This is a genomic window from Stutzerimonas stutzeri, from assembly GCF_038561965.1.
Classification (GTDB): domain Bacteria; phylum Pseudomonadota; class Gammaproteobacteria; order Pseudomonadales; family Pseudomonadaceae; genus Stutzerimonas; species Stutzerimonas stutzeri_AA.
On the sequence record NZ_CP139348.1, the window covers coordinates 2,913,253 to 2,927,814 of the forward strand.

A 14,562-nucleotide genomic window follows, 5' to 3' on the forward strand; every position below is an offset into this window, starting at 1 on the left:
CTGATGGCAAAGCCCCTCCCCTGCTATCACTGCGGACTGCCGGTCCCTACCGGCAGTCCGTTTCAGGCCCGCGTGCTGGGAGAGACGCGGGCCTTGTGCTGCCCAGGATGTCAGGCAGTAGCCGAAGCCATTGTAAAGGGCGGACTGGAGAGCTATTACCAGCACCGCAGCGAGACATCCATCAATCCTCAGTCCTTGCCTCAGGAACTGGGTGAAGAGATGGCCTTGTACGATCGCGAAGACGTACAGCAGCCCTTCGTGCAACACCAAGGTGAGCTGGCCAGCACATCGCTGATGATCGAAGGCATCAGCTGCGCCGCGTGCGGCTGGCTGATCGAACGCCATCTGCGCAATTTGAAGGGTGTAACCGAAGCCAGCCTCAACCTATCCAATCACCGACTGAACGTACGCTGGAGCGACGCTCAGTTGCCGCTCAGTGAGCTGCTCGGCGAGCTGCGACGGATCGGCTACGCGGCGCACCCCTACCAGGCCGATCAGGCTGCCGAGCGGCTGGCCAGCGAGAACCGCCGCTCGCTCCGCCAATTGGGCGTTGCCGGTCTGCTGTGGATGCAGGTGATGATGGCTACCATGGCCACCTGGCCCGAGTTCAACCTGGACCTGTCCGAGAGCTTCTTCGTCACCCTGCGCTGGACCGCCCTGCTGCTGACCACCCCAATTGTTTTCTACTGCTGCACAGACTTCTTCAAGGGTGCACTCCGTGATCTACGCACCCGCCACCTGACCATGGACGTATCAGTTTCGCTGGCCATTGGTGGCGCCTATGTTGCCGGCATCTGGTCCACGATCACCGGCCAGGGCGAACTCTACTTCGACGCGGTTGGCATGTTCGCCCTGTTCCTGCTGGCCGGACGCTACTTGGAGCGACGAGCGCGAGAGCGCACCGCAGACGCAACGGCGCAACTGGTCAATCTGCTTCCGGCCTCATGCCTTAAGCTCGATGCAGAAGGCCACAGCCAACGCATTCTGCTTAGCGAGCTGCAACTCGGCGATCACGTACTGGTGCAGCCCGGCGCGTTGATTCCGTCAGATGGCATCATCATCAGCGGCCAGTCCAGCGTCGACGAATCGGTTCTCACCGGGGAGTATCTGCCCCTCCCCCGAGGTTTGGGTGATGCCGTAACCGCCGGCACGTTGAATGTCGAAGGCCCGCTGACCGTCGAAGTCCAGGCCTTGGGCGACGACACGCGCCTGTCGGCCATTGTTCGGCTACTGGAGCGAGCCCAAGCCGATAAGCCAAAGCTTGCCGAACTGGCCGACAGGGTCGCGCAATGGTTCCTGCTTGTGGTGTTGGTAGTTGCCACGGTCGTTGGGCTGGTCTGGTGGCAAATCGACCCACAGCGAGCGTTCTGGATCGTCCTTGCCCTGCTGGTCGCCACCTGCCCATGCGCGCTGTCACTGGCGACGCCTACCGCGCTCACGACCGCAACCGGCACATTGCACAAGCTCGGCATGCTGCTGACCCGCGGTCACGTGCTGGAAGGCCTCAACCACATTGATACGGTAGTCTTCGACAAGACCGGCACCCTCACCGAGGGGCGTCTGACGCTGAACGCTGTGCATCCACTCGGCACCCTCGACGCCGATGCCTGCCTGGCACTGGCCGCAGCCCTCGAAAACCGCTCCGAACACCCAATCGCCCGCGCGTTCGGCCGTGCGCCACTGGCTGCTGAATCGGTCGAAACAGTGCCGGGCTTGGGCCTGCTGGGCTGCGTCGAGGGGCGCAACCTGCGTATAGGTCAACCCGCTTTCGTTGCCGAAGGCTTCTGCCAACCAGCCCCAGCGATTCCTGGCGAGCAAGGCCAATGGCTGCTGCTTGGTGATGAGCAAGGCCCTCTGGCCTGGCTGGTACTCGACGATCGTCTTCGTGATGATGCGCCTGCACTGCTCGATGCCTGCCGTCGCCGTGGCTGGCAGACCCTTTTGCTCTCCGGCGACAGTTCACCCATGGTCGGCCAGATCGCGCGCGAACTCGGCATCGATCGGGCGGAAGGCGGCATGACACCCGCCGCCAAGCTCACGAGACTGCAGGAACTACAGGCCCAGGGGCATCGCGTACTGATGCTTGGCGACGGTGTAAATGACGTCCCAGTGCTCGCCGCAGCTGATATCAGCGTCGCCATGGGTTCGGCCACCGACCTGGCAAAAACCAGCGCTGATGCGGTGCTGCTATCCAATCGCCTCGGCAGCCTGGCACAGGCTTTTGACGTTGCACGGCGTAGCCGGCGCATCATCATCGAAAACCTGACCTGGGCAAGCCTGTACAATGGGCTGATCCTTCCCTTCGCTGCTATTGGCTGGGTAACCCCGCTATGGGCAGCGTTGGGCATGTCGATCAGCTCGCTACTGGTGGTTTTGAATGCCCTGCGGCTGACACGTCAGCCAACGAATCACGGCTGAACTCCGACCGAGATCTGCTGTAGCGACGGTGACGCATATCAATGACGCCGCAGCCGCACAAACGCAGCTGAAGACTTCGTTTTGGATCCTTTGGAGGTCCTGATGGCCGCTCTGTATATCCTCATCCCTGTTGCCGTGGTCCTGGTGGCCGTTGCGATCTGGGTATTTTTTTGGGCTGTGGATAGCGGGCAGTTCGACGACCTCGATGGCCCGGCACACAGCATCCTGTTCGATGACGACGAGCCGCAGCAGCCGTCCGCCGACGCACAGCACAGTACCGAAACCCAGCAGGAGAAACGCAACGGTGATTGAACTGGCGCCCCTGCTGCTGTCGGCCTTCGTACTGGGCTTGCTAGGCGGCGGTCATTGCCTGGGCATGTGCGGCGGGCTGATGGGTGCGCTGACCATGGCCATTCCGGCTGAGCAGCGCGCCAAGCGCCTGCGACTGCTGATCGCCTACAACCTGGGACGAGTGTCGAGCTATGCCCTCGCCGGTTTTCTTATCGGCTTGGCAGGCTGGGCCGTTGCCAACAGCCCGGCGGCAATGGCCCTGCGGGTCGTCGCTGCGCTGCTGCTGATCACCATGGGCCTGTACCTGGCCGGCTGGTGGAGCGGGCTGACTCGCATCGAGGCGCTGGGCCGCGGCCTCTGGCGCCACATCCAGCCCATCGCTAGCAAATTCATGCCTGTGACCAACGTGCCGCGTGCCTTACTGCTGGGTGCACTGTGGGGCTGGCTACCGTGTGGCCTGGTCTACAGCACACTGCTGTGGTCGGCCAGCCAGGGCGATGCGCTGGACAGTGCCATGCTGATGCTGGCTTTCGGGATCGGTACCTGGCCCGTGTTACTCGCCACAGGCCTAGCGGCCGAGCGCCTGACGGCATTGTTGCGCAAGCGTGGCGTACGCATGGTAGGTGGGGTGATGGTGATCCTATTTGGCCTCTGGACGCTACCGGGCCCGCATCAGCAGTGGCTGATGGGGCATGGCTCCGGCGCCGCCCATGGAGAGCATGCGCACTAGTGCAACGCTGGCGAACGCTCAGGGCTCCTTGGGCAGCTGACGCTTGTGCGCGGTCTTGTCGTAGGTGTCGACGATGATCCTGGCGGCTTCGTCTGGTACCGGCTTACCCTGCAGAAAGTCATCGATGTTTCGATAACTGACCCCATGAGCGGCTTCGTCGGGCTTACCGGGGGACAGCTCCTCCAGATCTGCGGTCGGCACCTTGTGCACAAGCTGATCTGGAGCCCCCAACGCTGCGGCGATCTGCCGAACCTGATCCTTCACCAAGCCGGCAAGCGGCGTCAGGTCGCATGCGCCATCACCGAACTTGGTGAAGAACCCCATCACCGCCTCGGCAGCATGATCGGTGCCAATGACCAGTCCCTGACGTGCGTTGGCAATGGTGTACTGAGCGACCATGCGTATCCGCGCCTTGGTGTTACCCAGTACGAAATCGCGCTGCTCTGGGCTCAACGAATCGAGCGTCTGCGTGGCAGCGGCCAATCCCAGAACGGCCGTGCCGATGTTTACGGTGTGGCACTCGTCGGGCTTGATGGTATCCACCGCCATCTGAGCTTCATGCTCGTCCTGCTGGACCTGATAAGGAAGGCGCACGGCGATGAAACAGTAATCGTCACCTTCACCGGCCTCGCGCATACCGGCGACGGCTCGCTGCGCCAGCAAGCCCGCAGTCGTCGAATCGACCCCCCCGCTGATGCCCAGCACCAGTGTTTTCAGCCCCGACTCGCGCAGACAGGATTGGATGAAGCTCACCCGGCGATCGATTTCGGCCTGCACCGACTCTGGCCCGGTGAACGGCGCGCAGACATTGAGCGCGGTTGCGATTTCCTGCTGGCGGCTGTGCATGAAACTCTCCTCTGGCGTATGAAGGCTCTGCTGGCTAACTGAAACGTCGATGTGGTCATGAGACCACGAATCAGCCTGATCTTTCCGGGTATTGGCGCCAATCTGGCCCAGCGCGCTAGGTTCGGATCAAGTTTGATACAGGTCAAGTCCGGCGCGCGGCCCTCCACCTAGAATCCAGCGACCGCCGTCATACCGGGAATGCCACATGCTCGACTCCATTCGCTGGGACTCCGACCTGATCCGTCGTTACGATCAGGCTGGCCCCCGCTATTCGTCGTACCCGACCGCGGCACAGTTCAATGACAAGATCGGCTCGTTCGACCTGCTGCACGCATTGCGCGGCAGCCGTCAGGCGTCACGACCGCTGTCGCTTTACGTCCATCTGCCGTTCTGCGCCAATGCCTGCTACTACTGTGGCCGCAACAATGTGGTGACAAGCGACCGCAAACAGGCGCGCGCTTATCTCGAACGTCTCGAAAGAGAAATCGAACTGATTGCCTGCCACCTCGGCAAGGATCAGCTGGTTGAGCAACTGCATTTCGGTGGCGGCACGCCCACATTTCTCAGCCATGAAGAACTGCGCCGACTGATGGGCCACTTGCGGCAACACTTCAATTTGCAGGACGACGACCACGGCGACTTCAGTATTGAAATCGACCCTCGGGAAGCAGACTGGCCAACCATGGGCCTGCTGCGCGAGCTTGGCTTCAACCGCATTAGTATCGGCGTTCAGGATCTGGATCCGGACGTCCAGCGCGCCGTTAATCGTACGCAGACACTCGAACAGACCCGCACCATCATCGAGGCGGCCCGCACCTTGCAGTTTCACTCGTTGAATATCGACCTGCTATATGGTCTGCCACTGCAGACGCCAGCGCGTTTCGCGACAACGCTGGAGGCGATCATAGATCTACAGCCCGACCGGCTGTCGCTGTTCAGCTACGACCATCAGCCCGAACAGTTCGCAACGCAGCGCCGCATCAGCGCTGGTGACCTGCCCTCGCCGTCCGACAAGCTGGCCATGCTGGAACAGAGCATCAACCAGCTCGCTGACGCAGGCTATCGCTACATTGGCATGGACCACTTCGCACTGCCGGACGACGAACTCGCCATGGCGCAGGAAGACGGTAGCCTGCAACGCAACTTTCAAGGCTATACCACACATGGTCACTGCGATCTGGTAGGCCTCGGCGTTTCAGCCATTAGCCAGATCGGCGACTTGTACTGCCAGAACAGTAGCGATGTAACGGAATACCAGCACCAGCTGGACCAGAACCAGCTAGCGACTGCCAAGGGCCTGCGCTGCAAACAGGACGACCAGATCCGCCGAGCGGTTATTCAGTCACTCATCTGTGACTTCGAACTTGACCTGAAACGCATCGAGCGCGACTACTCCATCGATTTCCAAGATTACTTTTGCGAAACCTGGCCGCTACTCGAACAGATGGCCGCGGATAGGCTGATCGAAATTGCTGACGGCCATCTCGTAATTCAGCCTGTCGGCCGACTACTCGTCCGTTCGATATGCATGCTCTTCGATCACTACCTTCCCGAGCATGCCATCCGCAGTTATTCGCGCGTGCTCTAGAGCGCCCTCAAATGATTCCCCTGCGACCCTTGAGCCGATTGGCCATAGCGGGCGACCTGAGTTAACCTTGCGCGCTATAACCAAGGTTTCCAGGAAGCCCACCTATGTCCGAATCGATCAAGGTCCGTGCGCAGCGGCAAGCCCATTGCAAGGATTGCAGCCTGTCCGGGCTTTGCCTGCCTCTGTCGTTGAACCTGCAGGACATGAACGCTTTGGACGACATCGTCAAGCGTGGCCGCCCATTGAAGAAAGGCGAGACGTTGTTCCGCCAAGGTGACGTCTTCAGTTCTGTATTCGCCGTACGCTCCGGAGCGTTACGCACCTTCAGCGTGACCGATAGCGGTGAGGAGCAGATCACCGGCTTCCACCTGCCCAGCGAACTAGTGGGCCTGTCCGGTATGGACACCGAAAGCTATCCGGTCACCGCTCAAGCGCTGGAAACCACTTCGGTCTGCGAGATTCCCTTCGAGCGGCTCGATGAGCTGAGCGTGCTGTTGCCGCAATTGCGCCGTCAGCTGATGCGCATCATGAGCCGGGAAATTCGCGATGATCAGCAGATGATGCTACTGCTGTCGAAGAAAACCGCAGATGAGCGCATCGCGACTTTTCTGATCAACCTCTCTGCACGCTTCAGCGCACGGGGCTTCTCGGCCAACCAGTTCCGACTGCCCATGTCACGCAACGAGATCGGCAATTACCTGGGCCTGGCAGTCGAAACCGTTTCACGCGTTTTTACCCGCTTTCAGCAGAACGGCTTGCTCGAAGCCGAGGGCAAGGAAGTACGCATCCTCGATTCCATCGGACTGTGCGCGCTAGCTGGCGGCGCCATGGACGTCTGAACCGCTGTCTGGGAGCAGTACGATGATCTTCGATGAATTCAGCATCAAAACCCTGATTCGTCCGGTACAGGACTTCCCCCGGCCAGGCGTGGTATTCCGCGATATCACCCCGCTGTTTCAATCGCCGAAAGCCCTGCGCATGGTGGCCGACAGCTTTATTCAGCGCTACGTAGAAGCCGATTTCACACATATTGGCGCCCTTGATGCCCGCGGGTTTCTAGTCGGCTCGATCCTTGCCTACGAGCTGAACAAGCCACTGGTGCTCTTCCGCAAACAGGGCAAGCTGCCGGCTGACGTGTTGTCGCAGGCTTATTGCACCGAATACGGCGAAGCTCATCTAGAGATCCATGCGGACAGCCTCTGCGAGGGAGATTCGGTGCTGCTGTTCGATGATTTGATCGCCACCGGCGGCACTCTTCTCGCTGCCGCGCAATTGGTTCGTCGCATGCGGGCGAACATCCATGAAGCCGCTGCGATCATTGACTTGCCGGAGCTCGGCGGGTCGCAGAAGCTTCAGGACATCGGTATTCCGACCTTTACCCTGACCGCCTTTGCCTTGAGCGACCGCTGAAGGCAGACCGGCGTTGCGTCGCTGATTCGATCAAGGACTCCGCCCGTGCTTACGACGCTTCGACGCAGCCTCTTGATTGTCGTGCTGGCGTGCGTGACACCCTCATTTGCATTGGATCGCGACGCGCTGCTGGACCAGGCGAACATGCTGCTGCTCCCTCGCGAGCGCACATTGCCGCAGTTCGAACTGGTCGACCAGGATGGCCAGCCGTTCAACAGCGCGTCACTTCAGGGCCGCTGGCATATCCTGTTCTTCGGCTTCACTGCCTGTCCCGACATCTGCCCCACTACCTTGAGCGACATGCGTCGGCTGTTCAGCCAGCTTCCAGCTGACGTCAGGGAGCAATTGCAGCTGGTTCTGATCAGCGCCGATCCTGCGCGCGATACGCCGCAACAACTGAAGACCTACTTGAGTTATTACCGTGCGGGTTTTGTCGGCCTGACCGGAGAAATGGACCAGCTGCAGAAGCTGTCCAGAGCCCTAGGGCTTCCCTTCGTTCCCGCCAGCGAGACGCAGGGCGATTACAGTGTCAGCCACAGCGGCAATTTGGCTTTAGTGGCACCGAACGGCAGCCTGCGCGGCCATATTCGCGCCCCCTTGAAGCTGGACGGGCTAAAGGAAATGTTGCCGCAGGTACTGCAAAGCGAATACTGAATGGCCCGTCCAAGCCGTTTGAGCGATCAGTGGCAGTCCAGCGTATCGGCCAGCACATAGGCCTGGAACGCAACTTCATCGACCCATTGCCGGGTCAGCTCCGCCAGTTGCCCGTTGCCAGCCCACTGCGCTAGCAGCGTGTCGATCTGCTGCTGCAGGCTTGGGTCGTCCGCAGCCAGCCTCAGCTGCCGCTCCGCGTCAGTAAGCGCAGGCAGCAAGCGCTTGTAGCGCCGCCACTCCGGCAAGGTGGCGATATCCCTCAGCAACACATCGTCATCAACCACCGCACGGCACTCGCCGAGTTTGAGGCCGATTAGGGCATGCGCTGCGCTCGGATACTCTCGCGGCTCTGCAGCAAAGCGCGAACGCAGCAGCGACCCATACGGACTGGCATCACTGACGCAGACCGGCTGGCCTTGAAGATCGGACCAGGCACCGAGACCGCCTTCCGTAGCGCTGAGCGCGGCAGGCGCAGCACGGTAGTAGACCGCAGCGCCAGGCTGATCGCCGGCAACCATGCGCAGATCGGCGTCCTTATTCACGGCTACAGTAGCAGGACGCCCAAGCCCTTCAGCCAACCGTTCGACCAGCGCCTGCTCCAAGCTCTCCGTTTCGCTGCTGGAGAGCACTCGATGCTGAGGCAGCTGGACGCTCAACGGCTCTGCCAGCAACGCAGCCGGCGTCATCAAGGCCAGACACAGAATGATGCGCAGGGGCGAGGACACGTCAGCAGCCTCAGACGTACTGGTAACGCAGCATCCGCTGCTTGAATTTCTCCAATACCACCTGATCGATCAGCGTGGCGAGAATGGCGATGACCAGAATGTTCATCATCACCCCAACCATATCGGCAATCTCCCCCGAGTAAGCGAGCGAACGACCGAGCCCCTGACCGAAGCCGATCAGCATTTCAGCGGAAATAAGCGCACGCCACGCATTGCCGAACGCCAACTGCGCACCCGTGATCAGCTCGGGCATTACTGCTGGCAGGTAGACACGGCGCAGCAGTTGCCAGCGTGACGCCCCCATCACCCGCGCTGCGGACACATGCACCGGCTGCACACTCTCGGTGGCATTCATTACCGAAAGCGCCATTGGGAAGAATGCGGCCAAGGCCACAACCACGATGATCGGCAGGTTGCCGAAACCCATCACGATCAGGAACAGCGGCACCCAGGCGATCGACGGAATCGACTGCAGAATGACGATGGCTGAGCGCAGGATTTCGCGGAAGAAGAACAGCACCCCACCCACCAGGCCGAAGCCGATACCGAACAACAGCGCGAAGCTGTAGCCACTGCCGAGGCGGCTCATGCTGCCGTAAAGCCCTTCACGGAACTCCGGTTGCTGCACGGTCGTGAACAGGCGTTCGAAGACGGTCGGAATACCCGGCATCAGGAAGGCCGGCAGACTCCAGGCCGCAGCCTGCCAGATCAGCAGGATGAACAATATGGCCAGAATGACGGCGAGATACTTCTTCGGGCCGGTAAGACGACGTGCCTGGCTCATGGGTGTGCGACCTCAGTCTTGATGCCCAGCAGGCTGAGAATTTCCTTACGCTCGGCAGCGAAGTCCGAAAGATCGTGGCTCTTCTCGCAATGCGTGAAGTTGAAGGTTTTCAGTACCCGTGTCGGGCGCGCGCTGAATACGAGGACGTGATCGGCCAGGTACAACGCTTCATCAACATCGTGGGTGACCAGCAGCACGGTGGGCTGATGCTCTTCGATCAGCTCGCGCAACACGTCCTGCAGTGCCATGCGGGTCAGCGCGTCCAGTGCGCCAAACGGCTCGTCCAGCAACAGCACTTCTGGTTTAGCGATGAACGCGCGAGCCAGAGCTGTACGCTGGCGCATGCCGCCAGACACCTGATGCGGGTAGTAGTGTTCGAAACCGTTGAGCCCGACGCGCTCGAGCCAGCCTTGCGCCTGTTCGAACGCGCCGCTCTTGGCCACGCCCTGCAGTTCGAGCGCCATGGCGACATTGCCCTGCAAACTTAGCCAGGGATACAGCGCATGCTCCTGAAATACCAAGGTGCGCCGCGGGCTGGGCTCGGTGATCGGCTTGCCATCGGCAAGCACTCGCCCCGCGCTAGGCTTTTCCAGCCCCGCCACCAGGTGCAATAGAGTCGACTTACCGCAGCCGGAAGGCCCGACCAGGGCAACCAGCTCGCCCTGGGCGAACTCACCGTTGAAGCCCTTGATGACTTCGAGCTGCCCGAAGCGCTTGTCTACATTCTCAAACCTGAGCTGCATAAAAATCCGCAAATCCAGAAACGAAATTGCCCGGCAATGCGGGCGGGTTAAACGGCCCGACGCGAAGCCGGGCCCTGGTAATACCGAACGGGAAACGTCGCTTAGAGTTCGCGAGCTTCCTGCCAGGAAAGATCGAGGATGGCGCTGGTATCGAACGGTTTACCGTCGCGGGTCTTCAGCGAGCCGAGCTCCTGCAGAATATCCGCAAGCTCCTGAATACGCGCCCGATCGTTCTCATCAAGCTTGGCGCTGAAAGTCTGGGTGCCAATTGCCTCTTCAATAACCACTTCACGGGCGAGCTCGCCACGCTTGAGCGTCTTCAGGGTCGGCTCGGCGATGAAGTAGTTGGCAATCAGCTTGGCCGCTTCAGCCGGCTGCTTGTCGAGCATTTCGATGGCGTCACGCTGGGCGTCCAGCGACTTCCAGACAGCGTCCTTGCGCTTGGCCAGGGTGTCGCCGGAAGTGATTACCACCATGCACGGGAACGGCCACACTTCGCCGATCTCATAGACCTGGCGAACCGGCGCAACCAGTTGCGCGATGCGATCATAAGGCTCAAACAGGAATGCCGCATCGACACGGCCGGATACCAGTGACTGCACCGCCACGGCAGGGCTGACGCCCATGATATTCACGTCACTCGGCTTGAGGCCGGCATTCTTCAATGTCACGCCGCGCAGTACTGCATCGGCCGTGCTGCCTTCACGCTGGGAAGCCAGCGTACGGTCCTTGAGGCCTGCAACGTCGTTGATATCGGTATCTTCGCGCACGAGAATCGAGTGATACCCCTGCTGTGCACCGCCCACCACCTTTAGATCAGCCCCTTTGGAGGCCCAGGCGACAGCATTGGTGAAGCCAAGCACGCCGGTATCCAGCTGCCCGCCCACAATGGCCTTGATAAGGTCGGTACCCGAGCTGAACTCGATCAGCTCGACATCCAGGCCATGCTTTTTGTACAGCCCGGCTTCGTGAGCAACCATTGCTTGGGCATCATCCATAACGCGGATATAGCCAACCTTGAACTTCTCCTGCGCCTGGGCAAACGCACTCACCAGTAAAAGAGCTGGAATCAGCCAATGCTTCGCTTTCATTTCGACCTCGATTCGAATACGGCACATATATAACTAAAACGAAGATAAATATTCGTTTTAGCTATCTAAGTTCTATGGCTTAGAACTTTACCCGAATCAAACAGGGAGCGGCACTACCGAGGTGGCATAAAGTCAGTACTTCAGGTTATAGGCTGATTGTTTTGCGCCCCGCCAACGCATGGGCCAAAGTACCGCCATCAACCAGATCCAGCTCGCCACCCAAAGGCACGCCGTGGGCGATCCGGCTAATGGTTAACCCTTTCGGAATCAGCATTTGCGCGATGTAGTGCGCAGTTGCCTCGCCTTCAACAGTCGGATTGGTAGCCAGGATGACCTCACTGAACGCCCCGTCCGCAACCCGAGTAAGCAGCTCGGGAATGCCGATAGCTTCTGGACCCAAGCCATCGAGCGGCGACAGATGCCCCTTGAGAACGAAATAACGCCCTCGAAAACCGGTCTGCTCGACAGCGAAAACGTCCACGGGGCTCTGCACCACACATAGCAGCGAATCGTCCCGCCGCGGGTCAGCGCACTGCGGACACAGATCGTCCTCGGTCAGCGTGCGGCATTGACGGCAGTAACCGACTCCCTCCATCGCTTTCGCCAGCGCCTGCGCCAGGCGCAAACCGCCGCTGCGATCGCGCTCCAGCATTTGCAAGGCCATGCGCTGCGCAGTCTTCTGCCCGACACCGGGGAGAATGCGCAATGCATCGATGAGTTGGCGGATCAGGGGGCTGAAGCTCATAAGTATGTGTCGCTATTGGAAGGGGCAGCACGGAACAAGGGCATTCAGGCGGCATGCGGAGCAAGCCGCGAGAAGGCGTAGGCACCCTGAATCTACTGCGCATACATGAGGGTGCCCGCGCTTTTGAGCACCGCAGTCATGCGCGTCGACTGGGCGACCCGGTTTAGAAGGGCATTTTGAAGCCTGGCGGAAGCTGCATGCCAGAGGTCATGCCCGCCATCTTGTCCTGGCTGTTCTGCTCGATCTTGCGCACCGCATCGTTGACGGCAGCGGCGATCAGGTCTTCCAGGATTTCCTTGTCTTCCTGCATCAGGCTGTCATCGAGGCTGACGCGTTTGACGTCATGACGGCCATTCATCACGACGCTGACCAGACCAGCACCCGACTGCCCGGTAACCTCGGCGTTCGCCAGCTCTTCCTGCATCTTCTGCATTTTTTCCTGCATCTGCTGCGCCTGCTTCATCAGGCCGGCCATGCCACCTTTCATCATGGGTATCACCTCATTTCAATCAGGATTCGGAATGTTCTACGGGTTCGATGGTGCCTTCGCGGATCACCGCGGCGAACTGCTGCATCAACTGCTGGACCAGAGGGTCCGAATGAATCGATTGCTCCGCTGCGCGTTGCCGCTCGGCACGACGGCGGAAAGCAGCCTGCGCCGGTGTTTCCTGCTCCGGCTTCTGCAGCACGATATCCAGCTGCAGTGTGCGTCCATGGTACTGATTCAGCGCATCGTTCAGCCGCCGCTGCTGGGTAGGATTGAACAGCGCACTCTGCGCTGGATCAAGATGCATCAGCCAGTGATCGCGCTCAACCGAGATCAACGTGCAATTGGCGGCAATGCTGCCGGTGAGACCGGACAAACCGAGCTTGAGATAAAGCTGCAGCCACTCGGCAGCAAGCCCAGTGGCGGGCTCTACCGCCGGTAGCGGCTCGGCAGTCTGAGGTTCGTCGTCGGCATCGCTCAACTCATCAAGGTAGGCCTCGGCCTGATTCTCGACCTCGAAGTAGTCCTCGTCGGTCAGCGGCGGCTCATCATCGTCCGACTCTTCAACCTGCACTACGGACGCTACATGTTCATCCGGACCATCGAGCGGCGCAGGTTCGGGCAGAACGACGTCGGCAACGACCGCAACCGGCGGCACATCAGGCGGCTCGTTCCACGGCACGTCGATGACAGGCGCCGCCTGAGGCTCCTCTACAGCAGGAGTGGCCGCCACAGGTACAGCTGAAGGCTCGGGTACTGGCGGCTGCTGCGCTGGCGCCGAAACGGCAGGCGCAGGCTGTGGTGCAACTGCTGCGACCGAAACCACCGGGGATGGAGTAGGCGACACGCCAACGGGCGGCGTGTCGGCCACCGCTGCGGGCTTGGAATCAGCTGTGGCCGGGCTGATTCCCAGGGTCTTTAGCGGTGTTCGCGGCGCATCGTCGTTGCCCGCCGGACGGAACGCCAGCATACGCAGCAAGACCATCTCGAAGCCGCTGCGCGGATCCGGTGCCAGCGGCAAATCGCGCCGACCGATCAGCCCCATCTGGTAATAGAACTGAACGTCTTCGGCCGGCAGCGCCTGGGCCAAGGCCAGCACCCGATCGCGATCGCCCTGACCATTGTCCACGGCCTCCGGCAGCGCCTGCGCGATAGCGACGCGGTGCAGCACGTTGAGGATTTCGGCCAGCACACCAGCCCAATCCGGGCCCTGCTCGGCGAGATGACGCACCGCTTCGAGCAACGCTCTGGCGTCACCTTCGAGCAATCCCTGCAACACGCCGTAGACCTGACCGTGGTCGAGGGTGCCGAGCATCGCCCGAACGTCGGCGGCAAGCACCTTGCCTTCACCGAAGGCGATCGCCTGGTCGGTCAAACTCATCGCATCGCGCATCGAGCCGTCCGCCGCGCGGCCCAGTAGCCACAGCGCATCGTCTTCGAAAGGCACGTTCTCGACGCTCAGTACGTGGGTGAGATGCTCGACCACGCGCTCCGGCGGCATGTTCTTCAGCGAGAACTGCAGGCAACGCGACAGGATAGTGACCGGCAACTTCTGCGGATCGGTAGTCGCCAGCAGGAACTTGACGTGGGGCGGCGGCTCCTCAAGGGTTTTGAGCAGCGCGTTGAATGAATGCGACGAGAGCATGTGCACTTCGTCGATCAGGTAGACCTTGTAGCGCCCGCGGCTCGGTGCGTACTGGACATTGTCCAGCAGCTCGCGAGTGTCTTCGACCTTGGTGCGGCTCGCAGCGTCGACCTCGATCAAGTCGACGAAGCGCCCTTCATCGATTTCCCGACATACCGAGCACACACCGCAGGGCGTCGAGCTGACACCGGTTTCGCAGTTCAGGCATTTGGCGATGATCCGCGCGATGGTGGTCTTGCCCACGCCCCGGGTGCCCGTGAACAGGTAGGCATGGTGCAGACGTTGGCTATCCAGCGCATTGATCAGGGCCTTGAGCACATGCGTCTGGCCGACCATTTCGCGAAACGAGCGCGGACGCCATTTACGTGCGAGAACCTGATAACTCATAACACCATCGCGGGGGAC

At 60.7% G+C, this 14,562-nt stretch carries 15 protein-coding genes; 7 read left to right on the plus strand and 8 right to left on the minus strand.

Annotation, left to right across the window (positions count from 1 at the left end; all coding sequences use genetic code 11):
- Positions 1-3: 3 nt before the first annotated feature.
- The 3 genes from SM130_RS13085 (at position 4) to SM130_RS13095 (ending at position 3,439) form a co-directional block, all read left to right on the plus strand.
- A complete protein-coding gene (locus tag SM130_RS13085; protein WP_102825613.1) occupies positions 4-2,418 on the plus strand; it encodes a heavy metal translocating P-type ATPase in 2,415 nt (804 codons plus the stop codon).
- 102 nt (positions 2,419-2,520) lie between these two features.
- Positions 2,521-2,730, plus strand: coding sequence for a cbb3-type cytochrome oxidase assembly protein CcoS (gene ccoS, locus SM130_RS13090; RefSeq protein WP_102825612.1), 210 nt, complete (start codon positions 2,521-2,523; stop codon positions 2,728-2,730).
- Entirely contained in the window at positions 2,723-3,439 is a 717-nt protein-coding gene (locus SM130_RS13095; RefSeq protein ID WP_102825611.1) for a sulfite exporter TauE/SafE family protein, read from the plus strand. Before ccoS ends, SM130_RS13095 begins: the two co-directional genes overlap by 8 nt.
- Positions 3,440-3,457: 18 nt before the next feature.
- Here the strand turns inward: SM130_RS13095 and nadE are convergent, their stop codons facing one another.
- Complete coding sequence (nadE, locus tag SM130_RS13100) at positions 3,458-4,285, minus strand: ammonia-dependent NAD(+) synthetase (RefSeq protein ID WP_102825610.1); 828 nt, start codon at positions 4,283-4,285, stop codon at positions 3,458-3,460.
- 205 nt (positions 4,286-4,490) lie between these two features.
- Here nadE and hemN point away from each other — a divergent pair, with 205 nt between their 5' ends.
- From hemN to SM130_RS13120, 4 genes are all read left to right on the plus strand, one after another.
- Positions 4,491-5,873, plus strand: coding sequence for an oxygen-independent coproporphyrinogen III oxidase (hemN, locus tag SM130_RS13105; RefSeq protein WP_102825609.1), 1,383 nt, complete (start codon positions 4,491-4,493; stop codon positions 5,871-5,873).
- Positions 5,874-5,977: 104 nt separating this feature from the next.
- Complete coding sequence (fnr, locus tag SM130_RS13110) at positions 5,978-6,712, plus strand: fumarate/nitrate reduction transcriptional regulator Fnr (RefSeq protein WP_102825608.1); 735 nt, start codon at positions 5,978-5,980, stop codon at positions 6,710-6,712.
- Positions 6,713-6,734: 22 nt separating this feature from the next.
- Positions 6,735-7,283: an adenine phosphoribosyltransferase gene (locus SM130_RS13115; protein WP_102825607.1), complete on the plus strand. Its 549-nt coding sequence runs from the start codon at positions 6,735-6,737 to the stop codon at positions 7,281-7,283.
- A gap of 45 nt (positions 7,284-7,328) precedes the next feature.
- Positions 7,329-7,937 carry an SCO family protein gene (locus SM130_RS13120; protein ID WP_102825606.1) on the plus strand — a complete coding sequence of 203 codons (609 nt, stop codon included), beginning with the start codon at positions 7,329-7,331 and terminating at the stop codon, positions 7,935-7,937.
- A gap of 26 nt (positions 7,938-7,963) precedes the next feature.
- Here the strand turns inward: SM130_RS13120 and SM130_RS13125 are convergent, their stop codons facing one another.
- The 7 genes from SM130_RS13125 to dnaX all read right to left on the minus strand — a co-directional run bounded on the left by SM130_RS13125 (position 7,964) and on the right by dnaX (position 14,544).
- Entirely contained in the window at positions 7,964-8,623 is a 660-nt protein-coding gene (locus tag SM130_RS13125) for a transporter substrate-binding domain-containing protein (protein WP_102826123.1), read from the minus strand.
- Positions 8,624-8,672: 49 nt separating this feature from the next.
- Positions 8,673-9,446, minus strand: a complete 774-nt coding sequence (locus SM130_RS13130) for an ABC transporter permease (RefSeq protein WP_102825605.1) — start codon at positions 9,444-9,446, stop codon at positions 8,673-8,675.
- Positions 9,443-10,189: an ABC transporter ATP-binding protein gene (locus SM130_RS13135; RefSeq protein WP_102825604.1), complete on the minus strand. Its 747-nt coding sequence runs from the start codon at positions 10,187-10,189 to the stop codon at positions 9,443-9,445. The genes SM130_RS13130 and SM130_RS13135 overlap by 4 nt, the downstream gene beginning before the upstream one ends.
- Before the next feature lie 101 nt (positions 10,190-10,290).
- On the minus strand, positions 10,291-11,280 hold the full coding sequence (locus SM130_RS13140) for an ABC transporter substrate-binding protein (RefSeq protein ID WP_102825603.1): 990 nt from the start codon (positions 11,278-11,280) through the stop codon (positions 10,291-10,293).
- Positions 11,281-11,425: 145 nt separating this feature from the next.
- On the minus strand, positions 11,426-12,025 hold the full coding sequence (gene recR, locus SM130_RS13145; protein ID WP_102825602.1) for a recombination mediator RecR: 600 nt from the start codon (positions 12,023-12,025) through the stop codon (positions 11,426-11,428).
- 163 nt (positions 12,026-12,188) lie between these two features.
- Entirely contained in the window at positions 12,189-12,515 is a 327-nt protein-coding gene (locus SM130_RS13150; RefSeq protein ID WP_102825601.1) for a YbaB/EbfC family nucleoid-associated protein, read from the minus strand.
- Between the two features lie 19 nt (positions 12,516-12,534).
- Positions 12,535-14,544: a DNA polymerase III subunit gamma/tau gene (gene dnaX / locus SM130_RS13155; RefSeq protein ID WP_102825600.1), complete on the minus strand. Its 2,010-nt coding sequence runs from the start codon at positions 14,542-14,544 to the stop codon at positions 12,535-12,537.
- Positions 14,545-14,562 lie beyond the last annotated feature (18 nt).